An 18,781-nucleotide genomic window follows, 5' to 3' on the forward strand; every position below is an offset into this window, starting at 1 on the left:
TGTAATGATTAAAAAATGAGACCGAACAAAATGTCCGGCCTCAAGACATCAATTATTTTTACGCTTTATGATGAATCTTAATTGTGATATTTCTGAGTTCTGGCATCTTTAATCACCCCAGACCAGTTCATTCCATATCCAAAATCGTAGTTGTGACCTTCGGAATCTTTGTGCGTTTCCATATCGTAAGGCACGTCTTCTTTTTGCTTTTCAACGGTTGCCATATTTGCAGGCATCTGAAGCGGAAGCAATCCTGAAGGTTCGTATTTTCCGGTAATAATATCCACAACTGCCTGATTGGACACATTGAAATTCATTAAAATTGCATCAGCGTGATTCTCAAATTCGTTGAAAACCATTGGCTTTGAAGCGGTGATAGAAACAATAACAGGTTTTCCGTTCATTGCTTTGTACGCATTTTCTATCGCCAATAAATCTGTGAAATTGGTTGCTGTAGAAGTTTTATTTTTGAAAGTTCTGTCGTGAACATTTGGTGCCACAACAGGGTCGCCCGCTGCGATACTTTTTTCACGCGCTTCGGTTGCTGTGTACGTTTTGTATTGGAGGGAAATCGGAACATAGCCGTTTCCTCCTTCCTTAGCATCTATGTCGCTGTAACCGCCTTCTTCACTGTGAGGACTTTTCACAAATACCAAGGCAAAATCCGCTTTTGCAGGGTCTTCAGTTACGTCGAAATGTTTTTTGATTTTCTCTATATCCACAGGATATTCTAAAGACGGAGCCGTATAAATCCCCCACCAGTTGAAGGTTGCAGGAGAATATCTCTTCGGAATGTAAACCGTTTTTCTTTCTTTGATGGGAAGAATATTGGCTTTGTTTTTCAACATCACGATAGATTTTACCTGAGCTTCGTAACCGGCTTTCATAAATTCAGGATTACCAACTATTTTTTTGGTTTCTTCGACATTAACGTAAGGATTTTCGAACAATCCCGTTCTGAAGAAATTTCTCAGCAAACGAACGGCTGACTGCTCGAATTTTGCACGATAAGCTTTTTCGCCGTGTTCTTTTACGCCCATTTGGTAGGCTTCTAAAACCGGACCTTTGTCATTATTTCCTCCGAATTGGTCAACACCTGCTTCCAACACTTTGTAATGACGTTCTGCAATAGAAAGTTTTTCTGCACCCCAAGGTTTTCCGGCAAATCCACCCGGAGATTTTGGTTCGTCTGCCGTGATTAGCCAGTCGGTACAGACGACGCCGTCGTATTTATATTTTCCACGAAGTAAATCGGTGATAAGATATTTACTGTAGCCATTTCCAACGTTTTCACCGTTTTTGGTATCCTGATTGAAGCTAATCGTGTAATAAGGCATCACTGCAGAAGCTTCTTTCGTTCCGCCGTTCAACTTAAACGCTCCTTCCGTAAAAGGTTTTACGTGGTTCTGAAAATTATTCCCAGGATAAACTGCAAATTTCCCCATCGCCCAGTGACCGTCGCGACCACCTTCTTCAGGTCCACCTCCCGGCCAGTGTTTTACCATTGCATTCACACTTTTATTTCCCCAACCGTTTTTGCTGCCAATGGTTGTCTGAAAACCATCGATGTAACCTCTTCCTAAATCTGCCGTCAATTCCGGGCTTTCAGAAAAAACGTAAGCGATTCTGTACCAGCGAGGTTCTGTTCCTAAATCGATTTGTGGTGATAAGGCGGTGGAAATTCCTAAAGCTCTGTATTCTTGGGCAGCAATATTTCCGAATTTCTTCACCAATTCAGGGTCAAAAGTTGCGCCCATTGCCAAACCGTCTGGCCATAGTGAAATCTGTCCGCCTGCGCCTTCATTAAATTCTGCCGTTACCGTTGCAGAATGTCGCGGGTCTGTACTGTTGTTGGCAGGAATTCCCAATCCTAAACCTTCGATATACGCTTGAATATTGTTGCTCCATTGTGCGGCAATTTCAGGGGATTCAACGGTTGTTACGAGAACGTGACGAAGATTATCTTCTTTTAAAAATTTCTTCTGCTGGTCTGTTAAATCAGAAGCTTTTGCGCCGCTTTCCTTGTAAAATAATCCGTTGTATTTTCCAGCTCTGAAACCGTCTGTTGGAGCCGGAACCGATTGGTGACCGCTGTACAACATCAGTCCTGCAATCTGTTCGATAGACATTTTTGAGGCTAAATCTTTTGCTCTTTCGTTCACCGGAAGCCTCCAGTCTTCATATTTGTCGAGCTTTCCGTTTCGGTTTAAATCTTTGAATTTATTCCCACCGATGGTCAGAATTTTCACCCCCGAATCTGCAGAATATCCTAAAACCGGACCTTTGGAATTGGTTACGGTCTGAATATTTTGTGCAAATGCTGTTATACCTAAAAATAATGCAGCAATATTTAAAACTGATTTTTTCATTTTTAAATTTTAGAAATTAAAGCTTACTGAGAATTGACCTGTTAATGGCATAATGTACGTTCCTGTCAACAATTTTCCATAGTATGGACTTGCATCGGTAATTAATTCGGCACCGTTTATGGTTCCACTTGCTCCTCTTTGGTTTAGGAAATTGATAACCGTTGCACCGACATTGATATTTTTGTTCACCGTATAATTTACACCTCCAAAGGTTTCCCATCTTGGAGCGAAATATAAAGCGTTTGTAAGGTTAGCATATTGTTTTGAGAAATATCTGAAACTTGCCCAGAATCTGAATTTTCCGGTGGAGTAACTCGGGTCGATTTCCATTAAAGTTTTAGCAACGCCCAGTACGTTATTGTCACTATAATTGTATGAAGTTCCGAAAGCATCAAAATTAAATTTCTTATACACCGGATTTTGGAACGTCACCAAATAATGTAAATTGAATCCTTTGAAAGGTTTTAAAACAAAATCCGTCGTCCAACCTAAAGTCTGAATATCGTAATAAACCGTTGCAACCTGAGCCTGAGAGCTATTAGCAGGATTTACAAGGTTGTATCTGTTAAGGTTATTATTTTTTTTAAGATAAGTTGCCTGAGAAATCAACTGAATCCAATTGGTATTCCAGAAAACCCCAAATGCGCCCAACGGACTTTTGATTTTATTGGTATTCGGTTCAAAAGCCTGGGAATAACTTTCAAGCCTTCTGTTTTCTTCAGTGTACAAGAAGTTGGCAAGAACTCCGAAATTTTTAGTGATATTGTATGTTGCATTCAAACTTCCTGCAATCTGGAAGAAACTTTGATTGATCTGGTCAAACTGACTCGGGTCTGTAAAGCTGAAGCCAACGGTCCTCGGCGTCAAAGAATATTCTCCGTCCAGAATGTGATTTTTCAAATGCAAACCATAGCTCAAGTTGAAATTATCCGAAACTTTCCATTCATCCGTTCCGTACACTGAAAGTTTGTTTTCTGTTCCGCTGTGGTATTCTGCACCAGCGTTGTAGTTGTAGAATCCGTATGAATCGGTATTGGGGCCAATTAATCTTTGCGGCTGCGGTTCAACGCTCTGGAAAAAGAACGTACGGTCGGATGTGAATTTGTCAACGTGGTAAAACTGTTCCAACACACCGAAGGTTACATTATGATTTCCAAGCTGCTTATTTAATGAAAAACGTCCGGCAACACTGGTAATAGGAGTTTCCGGTGTGTACATCCCCAAGATAGTTCCCACCGGACCTGAGTAAGCTTGTCCATTGGAAGCCAAGGTATATCCTGCAGCAGAATCTGCATTGAATATACTTAGAGGAATCATATTGGACATTTTCACTTTAGAAAAATGCGCTCTTGTAGTGAATTTAAAATTCCAGCCGTTGTTCAGAAGATAATTACCGAAAATGTCGATGTTGTGTGATTTTGATCTGTTATCATTTCCGCTCATTGAGCGCCACGAATATTCTCCTGTCAGAATATCTTTGACTCTCATCTGTCCATCTCTCGCCACGTAAGAATCACGTCCGATTTTAAAATTGTCGAGTTCGGTCACCTTACCTTCCGGTCCGTACTGGAAAACAGCGTAGTTAGTGATGCTATAAGAATCTGCGTATTTATATAAAATTGAGATTTTACCTTTATCGTTATCAAAATATTTGGTTACACCTGCTCTGAAAATCTTGGTTTCATCAGCGTTTCTTGCAAAACCTAATTTGTATGTACTAGGGTCGAAGTTGGTAAAAGCACCAACAGTGTATGTCCAGCCGTTTTTGGAAATCGGTCCCGAAACATTCACATCACCCTGTAACCAGCCAAAAGTACTTGTAGTGAATTTTCCTTTGATTTTTAAATCTTTAGTTCCAATTTGAGAATAAGAATTCACTGCAAAACCAAGGTCACCCATTGTATTTGCCAATTGATCCATTTTCAATAAGCCGGTTTTTTCAAGGCCTACACTTTGTCTCCACGTTTTGTTGGGAAGTTCCGGCCAAAAAAAGTAAACTACAGGAAGGTCATTTTCAAGAATGGTAATTCCGCCAACTGTTGATGGCAAACCGATATTCACATCCCTTGGACTTGTATTGTTGGCCGCGTTCAACATTACATTTCTGTTGTTATCTTCTTTTGAGGTCACGGTTTTTACACCTTCTTGAGTTTTGACCGCTTCAAGTGTGTTTTTTACAGCTAATGTATCTGTCTTTTCCTGACCAAAAGCTGCGGCAAAGGAAAATATCAAGCCTAATGCTGAAATTTTCGAAGTTGATTTTCTCATTTTTCTATTATATATTTTAACTTTCTTAAAAAACAACAAGAAATAGCAACATCAAAACATGAAGTTGTAAATAACACAATGATATTTAGGGAGTTTACTTCTGAATTATGTCAGCTTGAAATTGAATTTTGATGCTAAAAAATTTCTTTATTATATTCTATTATTCTCTTTATTTTTTAATGCTTCACTAAGAAGCATTACAATTGTACATCAATTTTTTTTAATTGGCAAATAAATATTAATAAAATTTAACATTTGATTTAACCATTTGAAAATCAAATATTTAATTACCATAAAACATATAGCTATTCATTGATTCAATACGAATCAATAAAAAATTAAAATAAAATATTAACCATTTTTACAGGTTGGAAAGCATTATTCCTATATTAACTAAAATTAATGCTAAATTTGCCTGTCTAGACTTTAATGAAAAACATGGATTCTAAACAGCAGATCGTGCTTCGATCAAATGAAGCAAAAGAAATTTACTTATCACATATCTCCGCAGACCCTGTTATTTTTGGTTTTGATAATAATGGACTAAAAGTTCTGATGCTACAATTGAACTATCGCCAAAAGTGGTTGCTACCAGGTGGTTATGTAAAAAAAGATGAAGACCTGGACGACGCAGTTGTAAGGATTTTAAAAGAAAGAGCCGGCATTTCTGATGCTTACATGGAAGAATTCGGTGTCTTTGGAAAGAAAGACAGAAGTGAGTTCTTTTTTGAGGAATTTGATGAAACTCTGTTCCATAAGCAACGTTTTATTTCGATAGGTTATTTAGCATTATATAATCCTTCTAATACAGCTCTTGTGAAAGACGACATAAGTAATGCCTGTGATTGGATCTCTCTTGACCAACTGGACAATATCGATATTTCAATGGACCATCGTGAGATTATAGAGAAAGCTTTACTTACATTGAGAGAAAGAATCTCCATCAAACCTATCGGCTACAATCTGCTTCCTGAAAAGTTTACATTATCAGAATTGCAAAAGTTGTATGAGACGATATTAGGAAAGGAACTTAATCGTGGAAATTTTTATCGCAAGATCAAAAACCTTGGGATTCTTAAAAAATTAGATGAACAAAGACGCGGAGGTGCACACAAAGCTCCAGACCTCTATTCCTTTGATGAAGAAAACTACAACAAAGCTTTGGAAAATGGACTAAACAATTGGTAGAGATTTTTTTTAAAAACAATCTTTTAGCATTATATTCGTACAATAAATGATATTATGAAAAAAATTATTATTTCTGCCTGTGCTATTGCTATTTTACAGTCCTGCATCGTTTCTACTGCGGCAAAAGCAGTGAAAGGCGTAGCAACGGTCGGTTATAAAGCTGTAAAAGGAACCGTGAAAGGAGTGAGCTGGGCGGTAAGCAAAGCTAAGGGAAAAATAGACAAAGACCGAATAGATGGAACCTGGAAAGTAGTTGGCGTTTATAAAGGTTCTTTTGAAGATTTTAGCAATGATCAAGTCCCTGACAGTTCTTTCAATAGTGAATGTGTAGAAGGTTTTGACCAGATCATCTTCAATTCGAAAAAATCTAAATTCAAACCTGTGCATTGCAATACAGAGAAAGAAGACTGGCAGAAATATGATTTTGAATTTGGGAAAAACCCTTTGACCAAAGAAAAAGAAAACTACATCGAGTACAATTCCAGTAATTACATCTCAGTAATCGACATCAATAGCAAAACAATGGTATTAGAAGGAAATCTAATGCCGAAACTGGCTTTTTCCGGAGCTAAGTTGTATCTTCTGGAAAAGGTGAAATAAAAAAACGACTAAATAATTTTTAGTCGTTTTTAAAGTAATTTCTACTTGCAGAGAGGAAGGGATTCGAACCCTCGATACAGTTACCCGTATACTACCTTTCCAGGGTAGCTCCTTCAACCACTCGGACACCTCTCTAATTAAGGTTGCAAATATAATGAAATATCTGATTCCTCCAAGGATTTTTAAAAATCTTCTGTCACTTCCCCACAAATATTTTCACTGAATAATTCAGCGAACGATTTATCATATTTCGGATTATTGAGAATATGCATCACTTTGGTAATTGCTGCTTCTGCCGTCATATCTTTCCCACTGATGGCACCGATTTTTGTAAAAATATTGCTGTTGCTATATTTTCCAAAACTAATCCCTCCTGATACACACTGACTTATCACAACGATTTCGATTCCTCGGTTTCTCAATTCCTGTAGAACTTTCTGGGTTTTCTCATTATTAAAAATCGTTCCCGAACCAAAAACTTGCAAAACAATCGCTTCCGGCGTTTTGAATTCCAATAGAGATTCGAAGTTCATTCCGGGAAAAATCCTGTAAAAAATCACTTTTTCATTAAGATAAATATCGAGTTCAAATTCACCTTTTGGTTTCCAAAGCAAATCTTTTTCGATATTAAGATGAACTCCGGATTGTCCAAGAATCGAATAATTTGGACTTTGATACGCGTCAAAAAACTCGGCTGAATATTTCAAACTCCGGTTTCCTCGAAGAAGTTTATATTCGAAATAGACTGCAACTTCTTTGATAACCGCTTCATCGTTTTCGTATAGACTGGCGTAATATAAACTAGTCAGTAGATTTTCTTTGGCATCGGTTCTCAAATCTCCTATTGGTAACTGAGAACCAGTCAAAATCACTGGTTTCCCAAGATTCTTCAACATAAAACTAAGCGCCGAAGCGGTGTAAGACATTGTATCGGTTCCGTGGAGAATCAGAAAGCCGTCAAAAGCATCATAATTTTTATGAATCCACTCTGCTATCATTCGCCACTCTTGCGGTCCCATATCAGAGGAATCTACAGGATTTTCGAATGGATGAACAGAGACTTCACATTCGAGAAGATTCATTTCCGGGATTCTTTTGAAAATAGTGGAGAAATCGAATGGAACAAGACTTCCTGTAGTATAATCTTTTTCCATCCCGATGGTTCCGCCGGTGTAAATCAATAGGACTTTTCTTTTCATAGACTAATGTTGATTCGAGGGTTTAAACTGCAGCCTTCTTCGACTTCGCTCAGTATAAACTTTTTGAACGGAGCTCTTTTCTTTTCTACCAAAAAAGAAAAAAGCGGGAGCGAAAGACGGACTAAGCTGTCATAAAAACCTCAACAAAAGTAAAATTTTAATCTGAATCGAGGAAATAAAAAATGCCCGTTAAAAAACGAGCATTATATTGATGTTTTAGTTAAATTATTTAACCAAAAGAATACTTGCAATCTGATTAGCCAATTCAGTTCCGATTCTGTCCTGAGCTTCTTCTGTAGCCGCACCTGTGTGTGGAGTCAAAGAGATTTTTGGATGTGTCAATATTTTTTCAGAAGGTGTTGGCTCATTCTCGAAAACATCAAGACCCGCAAATGCCAATTTTCCACTGTCAAGTGCTTCTATCAAAGCCTCTTCGTCAATTACACCACCTCTTGCACAGTTTACGATAGCTGCGCCTGTTTTCATTTTTGCCAACTCTGCTTTTCCAATGATTGGACCATTCTGAGCAGGAACGTGAAGCGTGATAAAATCTGAGTGCTGAATCAATTGTTCCAACGGCTCTGTTTCTATCTCCACATTGATATATTGCTGATTGTAGAAATCTACACGCACACTTGCTTTTCCGATTCTAGTGTCAGAAGCAATCACTTTCATTCCTAATCCAAGCGCGATTCTTGCAACTTCCTGTCCGATTCTTCCGATTCCTACTATTCCAATAGTTTTGCCTCTCAGTTCAATTCCAGCTTCGTATTTTTTCTTCAATTTTGCAAACTCAGTATTACCTTTCACAGGCATTTGTCTGTTCGAGTCCTGTAAAAATCTGCTTCCTGAAAATAAGTGTGCGAAAACCAATTCCGCAACAGATTCCGAAGAAGCCGCAGGCGTATTGATTACGTGTTTTCCTTTTTCTCTTGCGTAAGCCACCTCAATATTGTCCATTCCAACTCCACCTCTACCGATGATTTCCAGACTCGGGCAATTGTCCACCATTTCCTTGGTCACTTTCGTCGCACTTCTTACAAGCAAAACTGTAACTTGATTTTCATTGATATAAGTAATCAGATTTTCCTGAGCTACTTTATCCGTAATTACTTCGAATCCATTTTCTTTTAGCGCATCTATTCCAGATTGTGTCAATCCGTCATTAGCAAGTACTTTCATTATATTTATATTTTTTTGAAGAACAAAATCTGTTCATTAGTTAATTGGTTAGGAGCATGATCCCGCTTTCCGCTATATCTTTTTCTTTTTTAGCAAAAAAAGAAAAAGGATGTCGCTGCAAAACGCAGTTTCGACAATTCCTTAATTTAATAAAATCATAGAGTCAATCGGGGCTATGGGTTTTGTCAACAAATCAAAAATTCCCGAAAGTTTGAGGCTCGGGAATTTTTGGTTTAAAATATTTTTAGTCACGGAAAACCTCTATGGTTACTTGTTTTTCAACCAAATCCGTGAATTTTCCTTTGTATCTTGTTGCTCTCACAAGGTGATTGTCTATCCAGTGGTAGTTTCCTCCTCTTGGTTTGCCTAGCAAAACACTGTGATATTTGAAACCGTGTTTATTCAGCCAAGTTTCTGTGATTTCTCTCAAATCTTCTGTTCTGGAAGTGAAAAAACAAATCTGATGACCTTCGTCATACCACTTATTAATGGTTGCCAAAGCATCCGGAAAAGGCTCGCAAGTTACCATTCTTTCTGGCTCTTCATTAGGAACATCATCTGTAATCGTTCCATCGATATCGATCAGATAATTCTTGATATCGCCTTTCAGCATTGGGCTCAGATGTTCTACGTATTCTAATTCCATATTTGTTAAAATTGAAGTGGCAAAATTACACTTTTATGGTGAACGTGGCAAATCATTATTAAAAATTTAATAAATTCTTCATTTTATAGAATATTTTCAAGAAAATTATTCATTTATATTTATTCAAAATATCTTTTGAAAGGATTATTTTCATAATATTGAATTAAAACGATTTTTGCGATATTAAAGCTGAAGGATTAAATTTTAGCTTAAAAAACAAAAGACCGCCAAAATTTGACAGTCTTTTTAGAATATCTTGTTATAACCTATAACTTTAAGATGATTAATTTTGTAGTGCCATTGGTTGAAACAGGAGCTGTATTTATACTATTTTGGTTATTAACATATATAGAGATAATATCGCCGGCTGTAAAATAATTTGTGTAAGTCAACACCGAGGAGCTACCTGTCGAAGTTGGCCAGTTAGCACTTGCAGAATTAATGACTCCATAAACAGCTGGTGTACTATTTACATATATGATTGGGCGTAAACTCACAGAAGTGCTCGCTGCTGTCGATAAGATATGTACATTAATTGTATAAATCCCCGCCGTTGCTACAGTATATTTACTACCATCGAATGTCCCAGAACCCGGCGTACCATAAGAATTAAATGAAAATGGAACGTCCGGTGTACTGCTACTGCCCGTAGCTATAGATACATTAGCAGTATTTGTAGCACTTAAAGCAATACTAGCGCCACTTCCTCCACTACCTGGCGTAGACCAGGTTCCATCACCTCTAAGATATGTGGAAGAACTTGCCGTTCCAGATGTCGTAGAAATTTTAGCTACAGTAACCGCACCATCTTTGATTTTATTCGTGGTAATTGCATTTGTACCAATAGTAGTTACAGCAGATGAATTTATGGTAATATCACCCGTTACCGTTTGAGGAGCTCCAGGAGAATATGGCGCTACAGAACTGGTCAGAACAATCTGAGAACCTGTAGTTCCATTGGAAATACCAACACCAGCCGTACCAGTTGGTCCTGTAGGACCAGTCGCTCCTGTATCCCCCTGAGCACCTACTGGACCTATTGCTCCAATCGGTCCCTGAGGGCCAGTTGCACCCGTCGCTCCTTGCACGCCGGCAGTACCCGTTGCGCCTGTAACTCCCTGAACACCTTGAGGGCCAGTTGCACCTATTGCACCTGTTACACCTTGTGCGCCTGCAGGACCAGTATTACCTGCAACACCCTGAATACCTTGGATTCCTTGAGGACCTGTTGCGCCAGTCGCTCCTACTGCACCTGTTACACCTTGTGCGCCTGCGGGGCCTGTATTACCTATAACACCCTGAATGCCTTGGATTCCCTGAGGGCCAGTTGCACCAGTAGAACCTGTTATACCTTGTGCTCCTGCAGGACCAGTATTACCTGTAACGCCCTGGATTCCCTGAGGGCCTGTTGCACCAGTCGTTCCTACAGCACCTGTTACACCTTGTGCGCCTGCGGGGCCAGTATTACCCGTAACGCCCTGAATGCCCTGAGGGCCAGTTGCACCTATTACGCCCGCAGGACCTGTTGCGCCTGTAGCTCCTGTAGGGCCAGGAAGCGAACTTCCAGAATTTTTTGCATACAATGCATAAGGCACGCTCAATAGTTGAGATGTTCCCGTTATAGTATAATTCGTTGAACCATTAGGATCTGTTTCTGTTTTAATGAAATAAGTATCAGCACCCCAGTCAATTGTTGAATACGAACCACTTACAATTGTTCCAGCACCTATCTTAGCCGTAATCAAACCATTAGTATTAGTTTGTTGGCTTTGTGTTTCAGAATACACGACCGCTCCTGTTGGAGACCCCTTCAATATAGAGAATTTCATCCCTACATTCTGATTCTTGACCAGTTCATTGCTTGAGTTTCTTATAATAGCCTGATAACTCATAGCATCCTGAGATTGGGAGAATGCTAAAACAGAAGCCAAAGAGGCTGCTAGAAAAGAAAGCTTTTTCATAGTTAAATTAATTATTTATTAGTTATTTTATTTATCAGTTTTCAGAACTTTAAAAATCTTCACAACTTTACCTTCCTTTGCTATTTTAAGATAATAAACAGCCGCAGGATAAGATGACATTGAAATAGAAGTTTGAGCCTCATTGACAGACCTACCGGTTAAAACCTTTCCACTTCCATCAAAAAGTTCATAGCGATATTTTCTACAATCATTAAATCCAACCTTTAGATATAATATATCCGGGGTTGGATTCGGGTAGATTTTAAGACTTAGGTTTATTTCCGCTATTTCAGAACCTAATGTCTCTGTTATTTCGTAAGATTGTTGAGCACCTGCAGAAACACTTCCTGACGAAGAAGCTGATGTCTCATAGAACGTTTGACCAATAGAAGATGTCACCTTGCCGTTAGAGCCTGATAAATTTACACCTGCGGCATTAATAGATTCTTGTGCCGAAATAGATATAGAAAAACCAAACAGCAAAAAACAACCCGTGGTTAATATAGTTTTCATATCGTATATATTATATATTTATTAGTTTTTCATTGATATACAAATATATACATATATATGATACAAATATTAATTTATTATAAATGATATAAAAAAAATCACAAATCACCTTTATGAAAAATAATACAGCAATATCTTTTCATGGAATATGAGCAACGAGATAACATTTATAATTTATAGGCTTTTCAAATTAGTGCCCTAACATTGTTTTCAGGTATTCTCTATTTTGTTTCACAGAAGAACAATCGGGTCTTGATAAAGAAGCTCTTTCATTATATTCATGAGCTTTTTGGTAATCCCCCAAAAAACATAGGCAAACACAAGCTTCAACATTCGGTATATAGCCCGTATAATCATCGTGAATAAACCCTACGGAAGTGGGTTTGGCTAGCCTTGTTGCTAAATCAAACCATCGAAATGCCAGATCATAATTGCCTTCGTCCTTATTGTAATAGCCCAATTCGCAACAAATCGATGCTCTTGGAATGTCATATTCAAAACTTTTTAGCAAAGTCGGAAGAATTTTATTTCTCTGACCAATATTTTTATAACAAACAGCCAGATCATACGAAGCACTAATTATATCCTCAAACCAACCTAATTCCGTTGCCAAAAATTTCTCATAATAGACAATAGCTTCCTGTAATCTTCCATGATCCCTCAGTTCTCTAGCATAATAATATAGTTGTCTTGGGGAAAACTCTTTCCCAATATTTTCCAAATTTCTGTAAATGTCAATATTTCTGGTAGAAAGCGCTTCGATTTTGGTTTTTTTATGCCAAATCTCAATATCAGTATATTGCAGTTGCCCTATTAATGGAATACATTCGTGAACCGGATCGATCCATTCATAATCCTTACTTCTTTTAAACAACCTTTCCCGGGTAGAATAGAACGCAGGTTTGTTATTTTGGTCAAATGACAAGACATATTTCATCGTGACTATCTCAACATCATCATTTAAAGTTTTCTTCAACTCATTGATTTGCTTAACCGATTTTTCAGGAACTACATCGTCAGCATCCAGCCACATCTGATAATCCATAGTTGCTTTGGAAAATGCAAAATTCCGAGCGGCAGAAAAATCATCGATCCATTCAAAATCATAAACTTTATCCGTGAATTGTTTTGCAATCTCTTTAGTGTTATCGGTAGAACCTGTATCGACGACAATGATTTCATCCGCAAAATCCCTGGTGCTTTCCAGACATCTTGCTAAAACCTCCTCTTCATTTTTAACAATGAGACACAAACTGATTTTCATAGACCAAAAGTTTTTCCATGGTTTAAATATACAGGTTTTAATGTCCTGATTATTATTATATTTGATTATTAATAAAAACTATGGAGAAAAAACTCAAACTTTGGGACGCTGTGATGATCGTAATGGGCTCAATGATAGGAAGCGGGATTTTTATCGTGAGCGCAGACATCATGCGGAATCTCGGTTCAGGATACTGGATGATTGTGGTTTGGCTGATTACAGCGGTGATGACCATTGCTGCAGCAATAAGCTATGGCGAACTTTCTGCGATGTTCCCGAAAGCAGGCGGACAATACACATACATCACAGAGATTTTTGGAAAACTGATGGGTTTTCTCTACGGTTGGGGAATGTTCACCGTTATCCAGACCGGAACAATCGCTGCGGTTGCTGTGGCGTTTGGAAAATTCACGGCTTATTTGATTCCTAGCCTTAATGATGCAGCTCCGATTTTTCAAAATGGTGACTTTAAAATCACATGGATTCAGATTTTAGCGATTGTTGTGATTCTGTTTTTGACTTTTGTGAATACGAAAGGCGTTCAGTTTGGTAAAATATTGCAGAATGTTTTTACTTCTTCCAAAATTATTGCGCTTCTCGGTTTGATTATTTTAGGTTTTATCTTAATTAATCAATCCAACTGGAGTTCCAATATGAGGTTTGGCTGGGACGCTTTCCAGAACATGAAACAAACCGAATGGAAAAGTATTTCCGGAGCAACTATTCTGGGCGGAATTGCAGCTGCAATGGTTGGTTCTGTTTTCAGTTCTGTGGCTTGGGAAAATGTGACTTTCATCTCCGGCGAAATCGAGAATCCAAAAAAGAACGTTGTAAAAGCAATGATTCTCGGAACTTCTGCTGTGATGATTCTTTATCTTTTGGTGAATTTTGTTTATATCAACGCACTTGACAGAGATTCTATCGCATTTGCTGCGAATGACAGAGTTGCTATTGCTGCCGCCGAAAAAATGTTCGGAAATGCAGGAACTATAATCATTGCAGTTCTTGTGATGATTTCGACTTTTGGCTGTGTCAACGGCATTGTTCTCGCAGGCGCAAGAGTTTTCCAGACAATGGCAAAAGATGGTTTGTTCCTAAAATCTGCAGTTGAAAACAATAAAAACGGCGTTCCTGCAAAATCACTTTGGATGCAGGGAATCTGGGCAAGTCTGCTTTGTCTTAGCGGACAATACGGCGATTTGCTGGATATGATTTCGTTTGTGATTGTTTTATTTTATATGATTACAGTTTTTGGTGTCATCTATCTTAGAATCAAAAAACCGGAACTGGAAAGAGGTTACAAAACATTACTATATCCTTTCACACCTGTTCTCTATCTTTTGATCGGAACCGGATTCTGTATTCTGTTATTCATCTATAAACCACAATATACCTGGCCGGGATTGGGATTAATTTTGTTGGGGTTGCCGGTTTATTTTTTTATTAATAAGAAAAGTGTAAATACTAGTGAAGATTAATTTTTTACTATTTTCAATTTTTGTTTTTTCACAAAATTCACAAACTGAAATAACTGTGAAAAATATAGATAGTGTTGCTAACTCTATTGATAAAAATAAAGAATTAATAGAAGGAATTTCGGAGGGAGAAATGTTAAACAAAAAGAGAGACATAAAAGGTGGCTTCTCAACTTATGATTTGAAAAACAAATCACAAACCGAACTTTTTAGAATTAGAGACAATTCTTCAACCGATTTTTATTATAAAAAGACTTATTATTTTCACAATAAAAAAGTCATTAAAGCAATAATAGAAATTGAAGATTGGAATTCAAAATCTGAAATGCAACAAATTTACAAAGCCATTTACTATTACGACAATGACAAAATTTTGAAAGTTGAAAACGAAAATATAAAATTCTCCAACGCGAAATCAGTATTAAACTTAGGAAATCATTACAATAAAGAATTTTATGCAAATCGCGCTAAGTAATTTATCCCTCCAACAAAAACTCCTTATAATTCCCCAAAAACTTAACATCCGCACCAATTGCTCTAAGCTCATCAATCGAATTAATATAAAGAACATCGTTCCAATCGCCGACCACAGTCACGAAAAAGAAATAATTTCCCAATTTGGTTTTCAAAGTTCGGGATTCGATTTTGCTAAGGTTCATATTGCGCCACGCAAAAACCGATAAAACCTGATGTAAACCTCCGGCGTGGTCTTGCGGTAAAGTGATGAGCATCGCTGTTTTTTTTCCGATACTCTGCATTTCATTTTCATACGAATTCTCGGTCTTGGAAATTACAATAAACCGGGTATGATTCTCCTCCACATCGTGGATATTGTCGTCAATGACTTTCAAACCGTATAGATTCGCAGCAAATTTGTTTGCAACCGCTGCAATCTTTCTTTCAGGATTCTCCGAAACACGTTTTGCTGCCGCTGCAGTCGAAGCAAAATCTTGCTTAGGGACGTAAGGATACTTTTGATTCAGGAAATGAAAACTTTGTGCAAGCGCCTGCGGATGAGAATAGATTTTCTCAATTTGAGCATCATTTTCCTGACTCGGATGAATCATCAGATGATGCGCAATTGGCATAACCGCTTCCGCTTCAATCTTGATTTCCGGTGTCTGATAAAGATAATCCAAAGTCATAGAAACCGTTCCTTCTATCGAGTTTTCCAACGGAACAACCGCTTTATCAACTTCATTATTTTGAACCGCTAAAAAGCAATCCAAAATATTAGCTTTCGGAATCAACTCTTCGTTTGGGAATAATTGAGTTGCGGTCAACTGTGTAAAAGACGCTTCGGGTCCTAGGAATGCTATTTTCATTTTGCGAAATTAAATAATTTTTGAACCGCAAAGGCACAAAAGATAAATGAACATCAAACTAAATCCTTCGACTTAGCTTATATTGAGCGAAGTCGAGATACTCAGGATAACAATTCTAATAGCAACTTTAATTATTACAATGTCAGGCTGAGCGGAGTCGAAGCCCTTTTTAGCAATTAAACTTTTGTGCCTTTTGTGGTTATAACTAATCAACCTTTTTCTTAGAAAAATCGAAATTAAAATTAGCACTCACGATAAAACCATTATTATATTGAAAAACATTTTCACCTTCCACTTCCCTTCCTAACTGCACAATCTGATTCAGATAACCGCCTTCTACTCTAACCAAATCATTGAATTTGTAACCTAACAAAACTCCGATTCGGTTTTGGTCAAAAATATTTTCGCCAACATTTTTCCCAAATCCAATCATTACCTCATCGTAAACCGCTGCGTAAGGCGTTTTCGCTACAATCGAATTTCCTATTAAAGGCATTTGTAAACGAATCATATAACGCGCCCGGTTCATAAACGGATATTGGTCTTCGGAAGTCAGATTGGCATTGGAATATCGCCCGACCCAGCGTTGTTCCAGCATAAAACGATGCGACAAATCGATTTTTGCAATCTTGTTTGTCACAGTTGCCATTTCGTAAATCCTGTGTTCTGTGAAATCTTTTCCCATTCCGTTCAATGGGATTTCGCCGTAAGGAAAAGTCTCTGCCCAAGCGTAACCAAGACGCAATTGTAAGTTCGGGTTTGCCTGATAATTGATTCCCAAACGCAAAAGACTCTGTTGCCAGGTCGTGATATAATCATTTCTTCTCCAATGATATTCGGTGTGGATGGAGAATTTGGAATCTAATCTGAATGTTCCGTTATAAGCGTACCAGCCGATATTGTTGCGATTGCTGATTCTGTTTTGTCCGGAAAAAGAATTTGAAATTAAAACTAAGAATAATGCGCTAAAGAATAATTTTGCTTTAGTGAAAACCATATTGAATTGTTATCGATTTCAACAAAAATAGTGATTCAGAAAGGCAAAAGCAAAAGTATATTTAGTTTTAACGCAAAGGCACAAAATAATTTAAAATGAAACTTATATTTGAGGCACAAAGATTTTAACTTCATTAAAATTCAATAAGTTTCTATGCTGATTGCAGGAACTTTATAATTATTGAATTTCTTATCAGGCTGTAGAATTCTGGCTCTTTTCAAAAGGTCTTCCGCAATTAGAATCGATTCATTGTGAACTTCGATATCATTCAGAAAAAATCTGGATTCTGTTGTGAGATTCAATCTTTTCTTGGCTTCGAAAATAGTTACTTTTTCGAGATTCAAGGGCTTTTTCATATTGATATTAATCAAACCATTTTTCACGAGGTCGTCATATTGTTCAATTTGCGAAGACGGCGATTTGTAAACCTGAATACTTTCGATGTCTTCCGGGTTGAAACTGTGAAGCAAAACATTAGAAACAATCACATTATCAACAATATAAATTGGATTTGCTTCTGATTTTTGAGCAAAAGAAAATTGAACACAAAAGAAAACTGCGAAAGCAAGAATCAGTTTTTTCATAAAATTTGATTTAATATTAAAGTTAAGAAAAATCTTTAAAAAATTATATCTTGCGGATTTAGCAAATTTAGCTGATTCATTTATTGAAAAAAAATCAGCAAATTTGCTAAATCTGCGTGACTAATATTTTGAATCAATTTAATTAGCGTCACCTTTTTCGATGCCTTCTTCTATTTTTTCAAAAACTTCTTCTTGTTCTTCGTTTGAAATTTCGAATTGGTCTTCCTTATCTTCATTTCTCACAACAAGCGAAATCCAAATCGGAAAATGGTCAGAATCAACAGATTTCATCACTTTCATATCGACCAATCGGAAATGTGGACTCACGAAAAAATGGTCAAGTGGCCAACGCAGAAACCAATATTTTGCATGAAACGTATTAAACATTCCCCGTCCACGTCGTGGGTCGAGCATTCCGCTGGATTTTAGAAATAACTTGGTCGTTCTGGACCAGGCGACATCATTCAAATCTCCAAAGACGATTGCTGGTTTCCCAAATTCCTCTGCTTTTTCACCAACCAGAAGAATCTCGGCATCACGTTCCGTACTTTCAGGGTTTTCCTGCGGAACCGGCGGAGTCGGATGAATTCCGAATAATCTAACCGTTTGATTGTTATATTCCAAATCCGCCACAATCGACGGAATATCATCATCAATCAAATAATTGATTTCATAATTTTTAACAGGAAAATGACTGTAAAACAAAAGTCCGTAAGTATTGGCCAAAGGAACTTCGATTTTATATTTGTAGTCCTGTGTGACAGTTTTCAATGCATCTTGCCATTCTTCATCGGTTTCCAAAAAGAATAATACGGACGGATTTTCTTCCTTAACCAAATCAATTAATTTCTGATAATTCCGGTTATGCTGATAAACATTACAAACGAGAATATCTAAAACTTTTTCGTCAGAATTTGGTTGCGCTTTATCAATCATCGTTTTCCCATAATCTGTGTAAGGAAGAATGATGTAAAACAAATAACCTGCGCAAATCACCTCAACAGCAAGAATTATATATTCGGAAATATTCGGATTTTCAAAAGTGAAAAACCAAGCAAAAATAAGAACTAGAAGAATGATAAATTTCTGAAAGCGAGGATAATCGAAAATTCTGAAAGTCCAGTAAGTATTTCTGATAGCCGGAATCAGCACAGACAGAATCGCTAAAACGGAAATAACCCAATACAAACAGTGTGTGATACTTTCCATT

Annotated in this window: 16 protein-coding genes and 1 tRNA gene; 4 read left to right on the top strand and 13 right to left on the bottom strand. The window is 37.4% G+C overall.

Annotated features, from left to right (window positions below):
- Window positions 1–77: 77 nt before the first annotated feature.
- Both RTX21_RS00190 and RTX21_RS00195 read right to left on the bottom strand, forming a co-directional pair.
- Entirely contained in the window at window positions 78–2,369 is a 2,292-nt protein-coding gene (locus RTX21_RS00190) for a glycoside hydrolase family 3 N-terminal domain-containing protein (RefSeq protein WP_312764505.1), read from the bottom strand.
- 9 nt (window positions 2,370–2,378) lie between these two features.
- Window positions 2,379–4,637: a TonB-dependent receptor gene (locus RTX21_RS00195; protein ID WP_312764506.1), complete on the bottom strand. Its 2,259-nt coding sequence runs from the start codon at window positions 4,635–4,637 to the stop codon at window positions 2,379–2,381.
- Between the two features lie 438 nt (window positions 4,638–5,075).
- Here RTX21_RS00195 and RTX21_RS00200 point away from each other — a divergent pair, with 438 nt between their 5' ends.
- Together RTX21_RS00200 and RTX21_RS00205 are read left to right on the top strand one after the other, a co-directional pair.
- Window positions 5,076–5,825: an NrtR DNA-binding winged helix domain-containing protein gene (locus RTX21_RS00200; RefSeq protein ID WP_312764508.1), complete on the top strand. Its 750-nt coding sequence runs from the start codon at window positions 5,076–5,078 to the stop codon at window positions 5,823–5,825.
- Between the two features lie 54 nt (window positions 5,826–5,879).
- Window positions 5,880–6,425: a hypothetical protein gene (locus RTX21_RS00205; protein ID WP_312764510.1), complete on the top strand. Its 546-nt coding sequence runs from the start codon at window positions 5,880–5,882 to the stop codon at window positions 6,423–6,425.
- 48 nt (window positions 6,426–6,473) lie between these two features.
- Here RTX21_RS00205 and RTX21_RS00210 read toward each other — a convergent pair.
- From RTX21_RS00210 to RTX21_RS00240, 7 genes are all read right to left on the bottom strand, one after another.
- A tRNA-Ser gene (locus tag RTX21_RS00210) sits at window positions 6,474–6,560 on the bottom strand.
- Window positions 6,561–6,607: 47 nt separating this feature from the next.
- The gene (locus tag RTX21_RS00215) at window positions 6,608–7,624 is read right to left on the bottom strand and encodes an asparaginase (protein ID WP_312764511.1); all 1,017 of its coding nucleotides are present in this window, start codon (window positions 7,622–7,624) and stop codon (window positions 6,608–6,610) included.
- Between the two features lie 225 nt (window positions 7,625–7,849).
- Window positions 7,850–8,806, bottom strand: a complete 957-nt coding sequence (locus tag RTX21_RS00220) for a D-2-hydroxyacid dehydrogenase (RefSeq protein ID WP_312764512.1) — start codon at window positions 8,804–8,806, stop codon at window positions 7,850–7,852.
- Between the two features lie 244 nt (window positions 8,807–9,050).
- Window positions 9,051–9,452 carry a phosphoheptose isomerase gene (locus RTX21_RS00225; RefSeq protein WP_074233706.1) on the bottom strand — a complete coding sequence of 134 codons (402 nt, stop codon included), beginning with the start codon at window positions 9,450–9,452 and terminating at the stop codon, window positions 9,051–9,053.
- 266 nt (window positions 9,453–9,718) lie between these two features.
- Window positions 9,719–11,413, bottom strand: a complete 1,695-nt coding sequence (locus RTX21_RS00230) for a hypothetical protein (protein WP_312764515.1) — start codon at window positions 11,411–11,413, stop codon at window positions 9,719–9,721.
- A gap of 27 nt (window positions 11,414–11,440) precedes the next feature.
- Entirely contained in the window at window positions 11,441–11,926 is a 486-nt protein-coding gene (locus tag RTX21_RS00235) for a T9SS type A sorting domain-containing protein (RefSeq protein WP_312764517.1), read from the bottom strand.
- Window positions 11,927–12,116: 190 nt separating this feature from the next.
- On the bottom strand, window positions 12,117–13,190 hold the full coding sequence (locus tag RTX21_RS00240; RefSeq protein WP_312764519.1) for a glycosyltransferase family 2 protein: 1,074 nt from the start codon (window positions 13,188–13,190) through the stop codon (window positions 12,117–12,119).
- 80 nt (window positions 13,191–13,270) lie between these two features.
- On the opposite strand from RTX21_RS00240, the gene RTX21_RS00245 reads away from it, so the two are divergent.
- The gene (locus tag RTX21_RS00245) at window positions 13,271–14,668 is read left to right on the top strand and encodes an amino acid permease (RefSeq protein ID WP_312764521.1); all 1,398 of its coding nucleotides are present in this window, start codon (window positions 13,271–13,273) and stop codon (window positions 14,666–14,668) included.
- A 55-nt stretch (window positions 14,669–14,723) separates the two neighbouring features.
- A complete protein-coding gene (locus tag RTX21_RS00250; RefSeq protein ID WP_312764523.1) occupies window positions 14,724–15,140 on the top strand; it encodes a hypothetical protein in 417 nt (138 codons plus the stop codon).
- Between the two features lies 1 nt (window position 15,141).
- Here the strand turns inward: RTX21_RS00250 and pheA are convergent, their stop codons facing one another.
- The 4 genes from pheA to RTX21_RS00270 form a co-directional block, all read right to left on the bottom strand.
- Entirely contained in the window at window positions 15,142–15,990 is an 849-nt protein-coding gene (gene pheA, locus RTX21_RS00255; protein ID WP_312764524.1) for a prephenate dehydratase, read from the bottom strand.
- A gap of 205 nt (window positions 15,991–16,195) precedes the next feature.
- A complete protein-coding gene (locus tag RTX21_RS00260) occupies window positions 16,196–16,987 on the bottom strand; it encodes a DUF2490 domain-containing protein (RefSeq protein WP_312764526.1) in 792 nt (263 codons plus the stop codon).
- Window positions 16,988–17,127: 140 nt separating this feature from the next.
- Entirely contained in the window at window positions 17,128–17,571 is a 444-nt protein-coding gene (locus tag RTX21_RS00265) for a hypothetical protein (protein ID WP_312764528.1), read from the bottom strand.
- Window positions 17,572–17,709: 138 nt separating this feature from the next.
- Window positions 17,710–18,780 carry an endonuclease/exonuclease/phosphatase family protein gene (locus RTX21_RS00270; RefSeq protein WP_312764530.1) on the bottom strand — a complete coding sequence of 357 codons (1,071 nt, stop codon included), beginning with the start codon at window positions 18,778–18,780 and terminating at the stop codon, window positions 17,710–17,712.
- Between the last annotated feature and the right edge of the window lies 1 nt (window position 18,781).

The sequence above is a fragment of the Epilithonimonas sp. genome, from assembly GCF_032054305.1.
Lineage (GTDB): Bacteria > Bacteroidota > Bacteroidia > Flavobacteriales > Weeksellaceae > Epilithonimonas.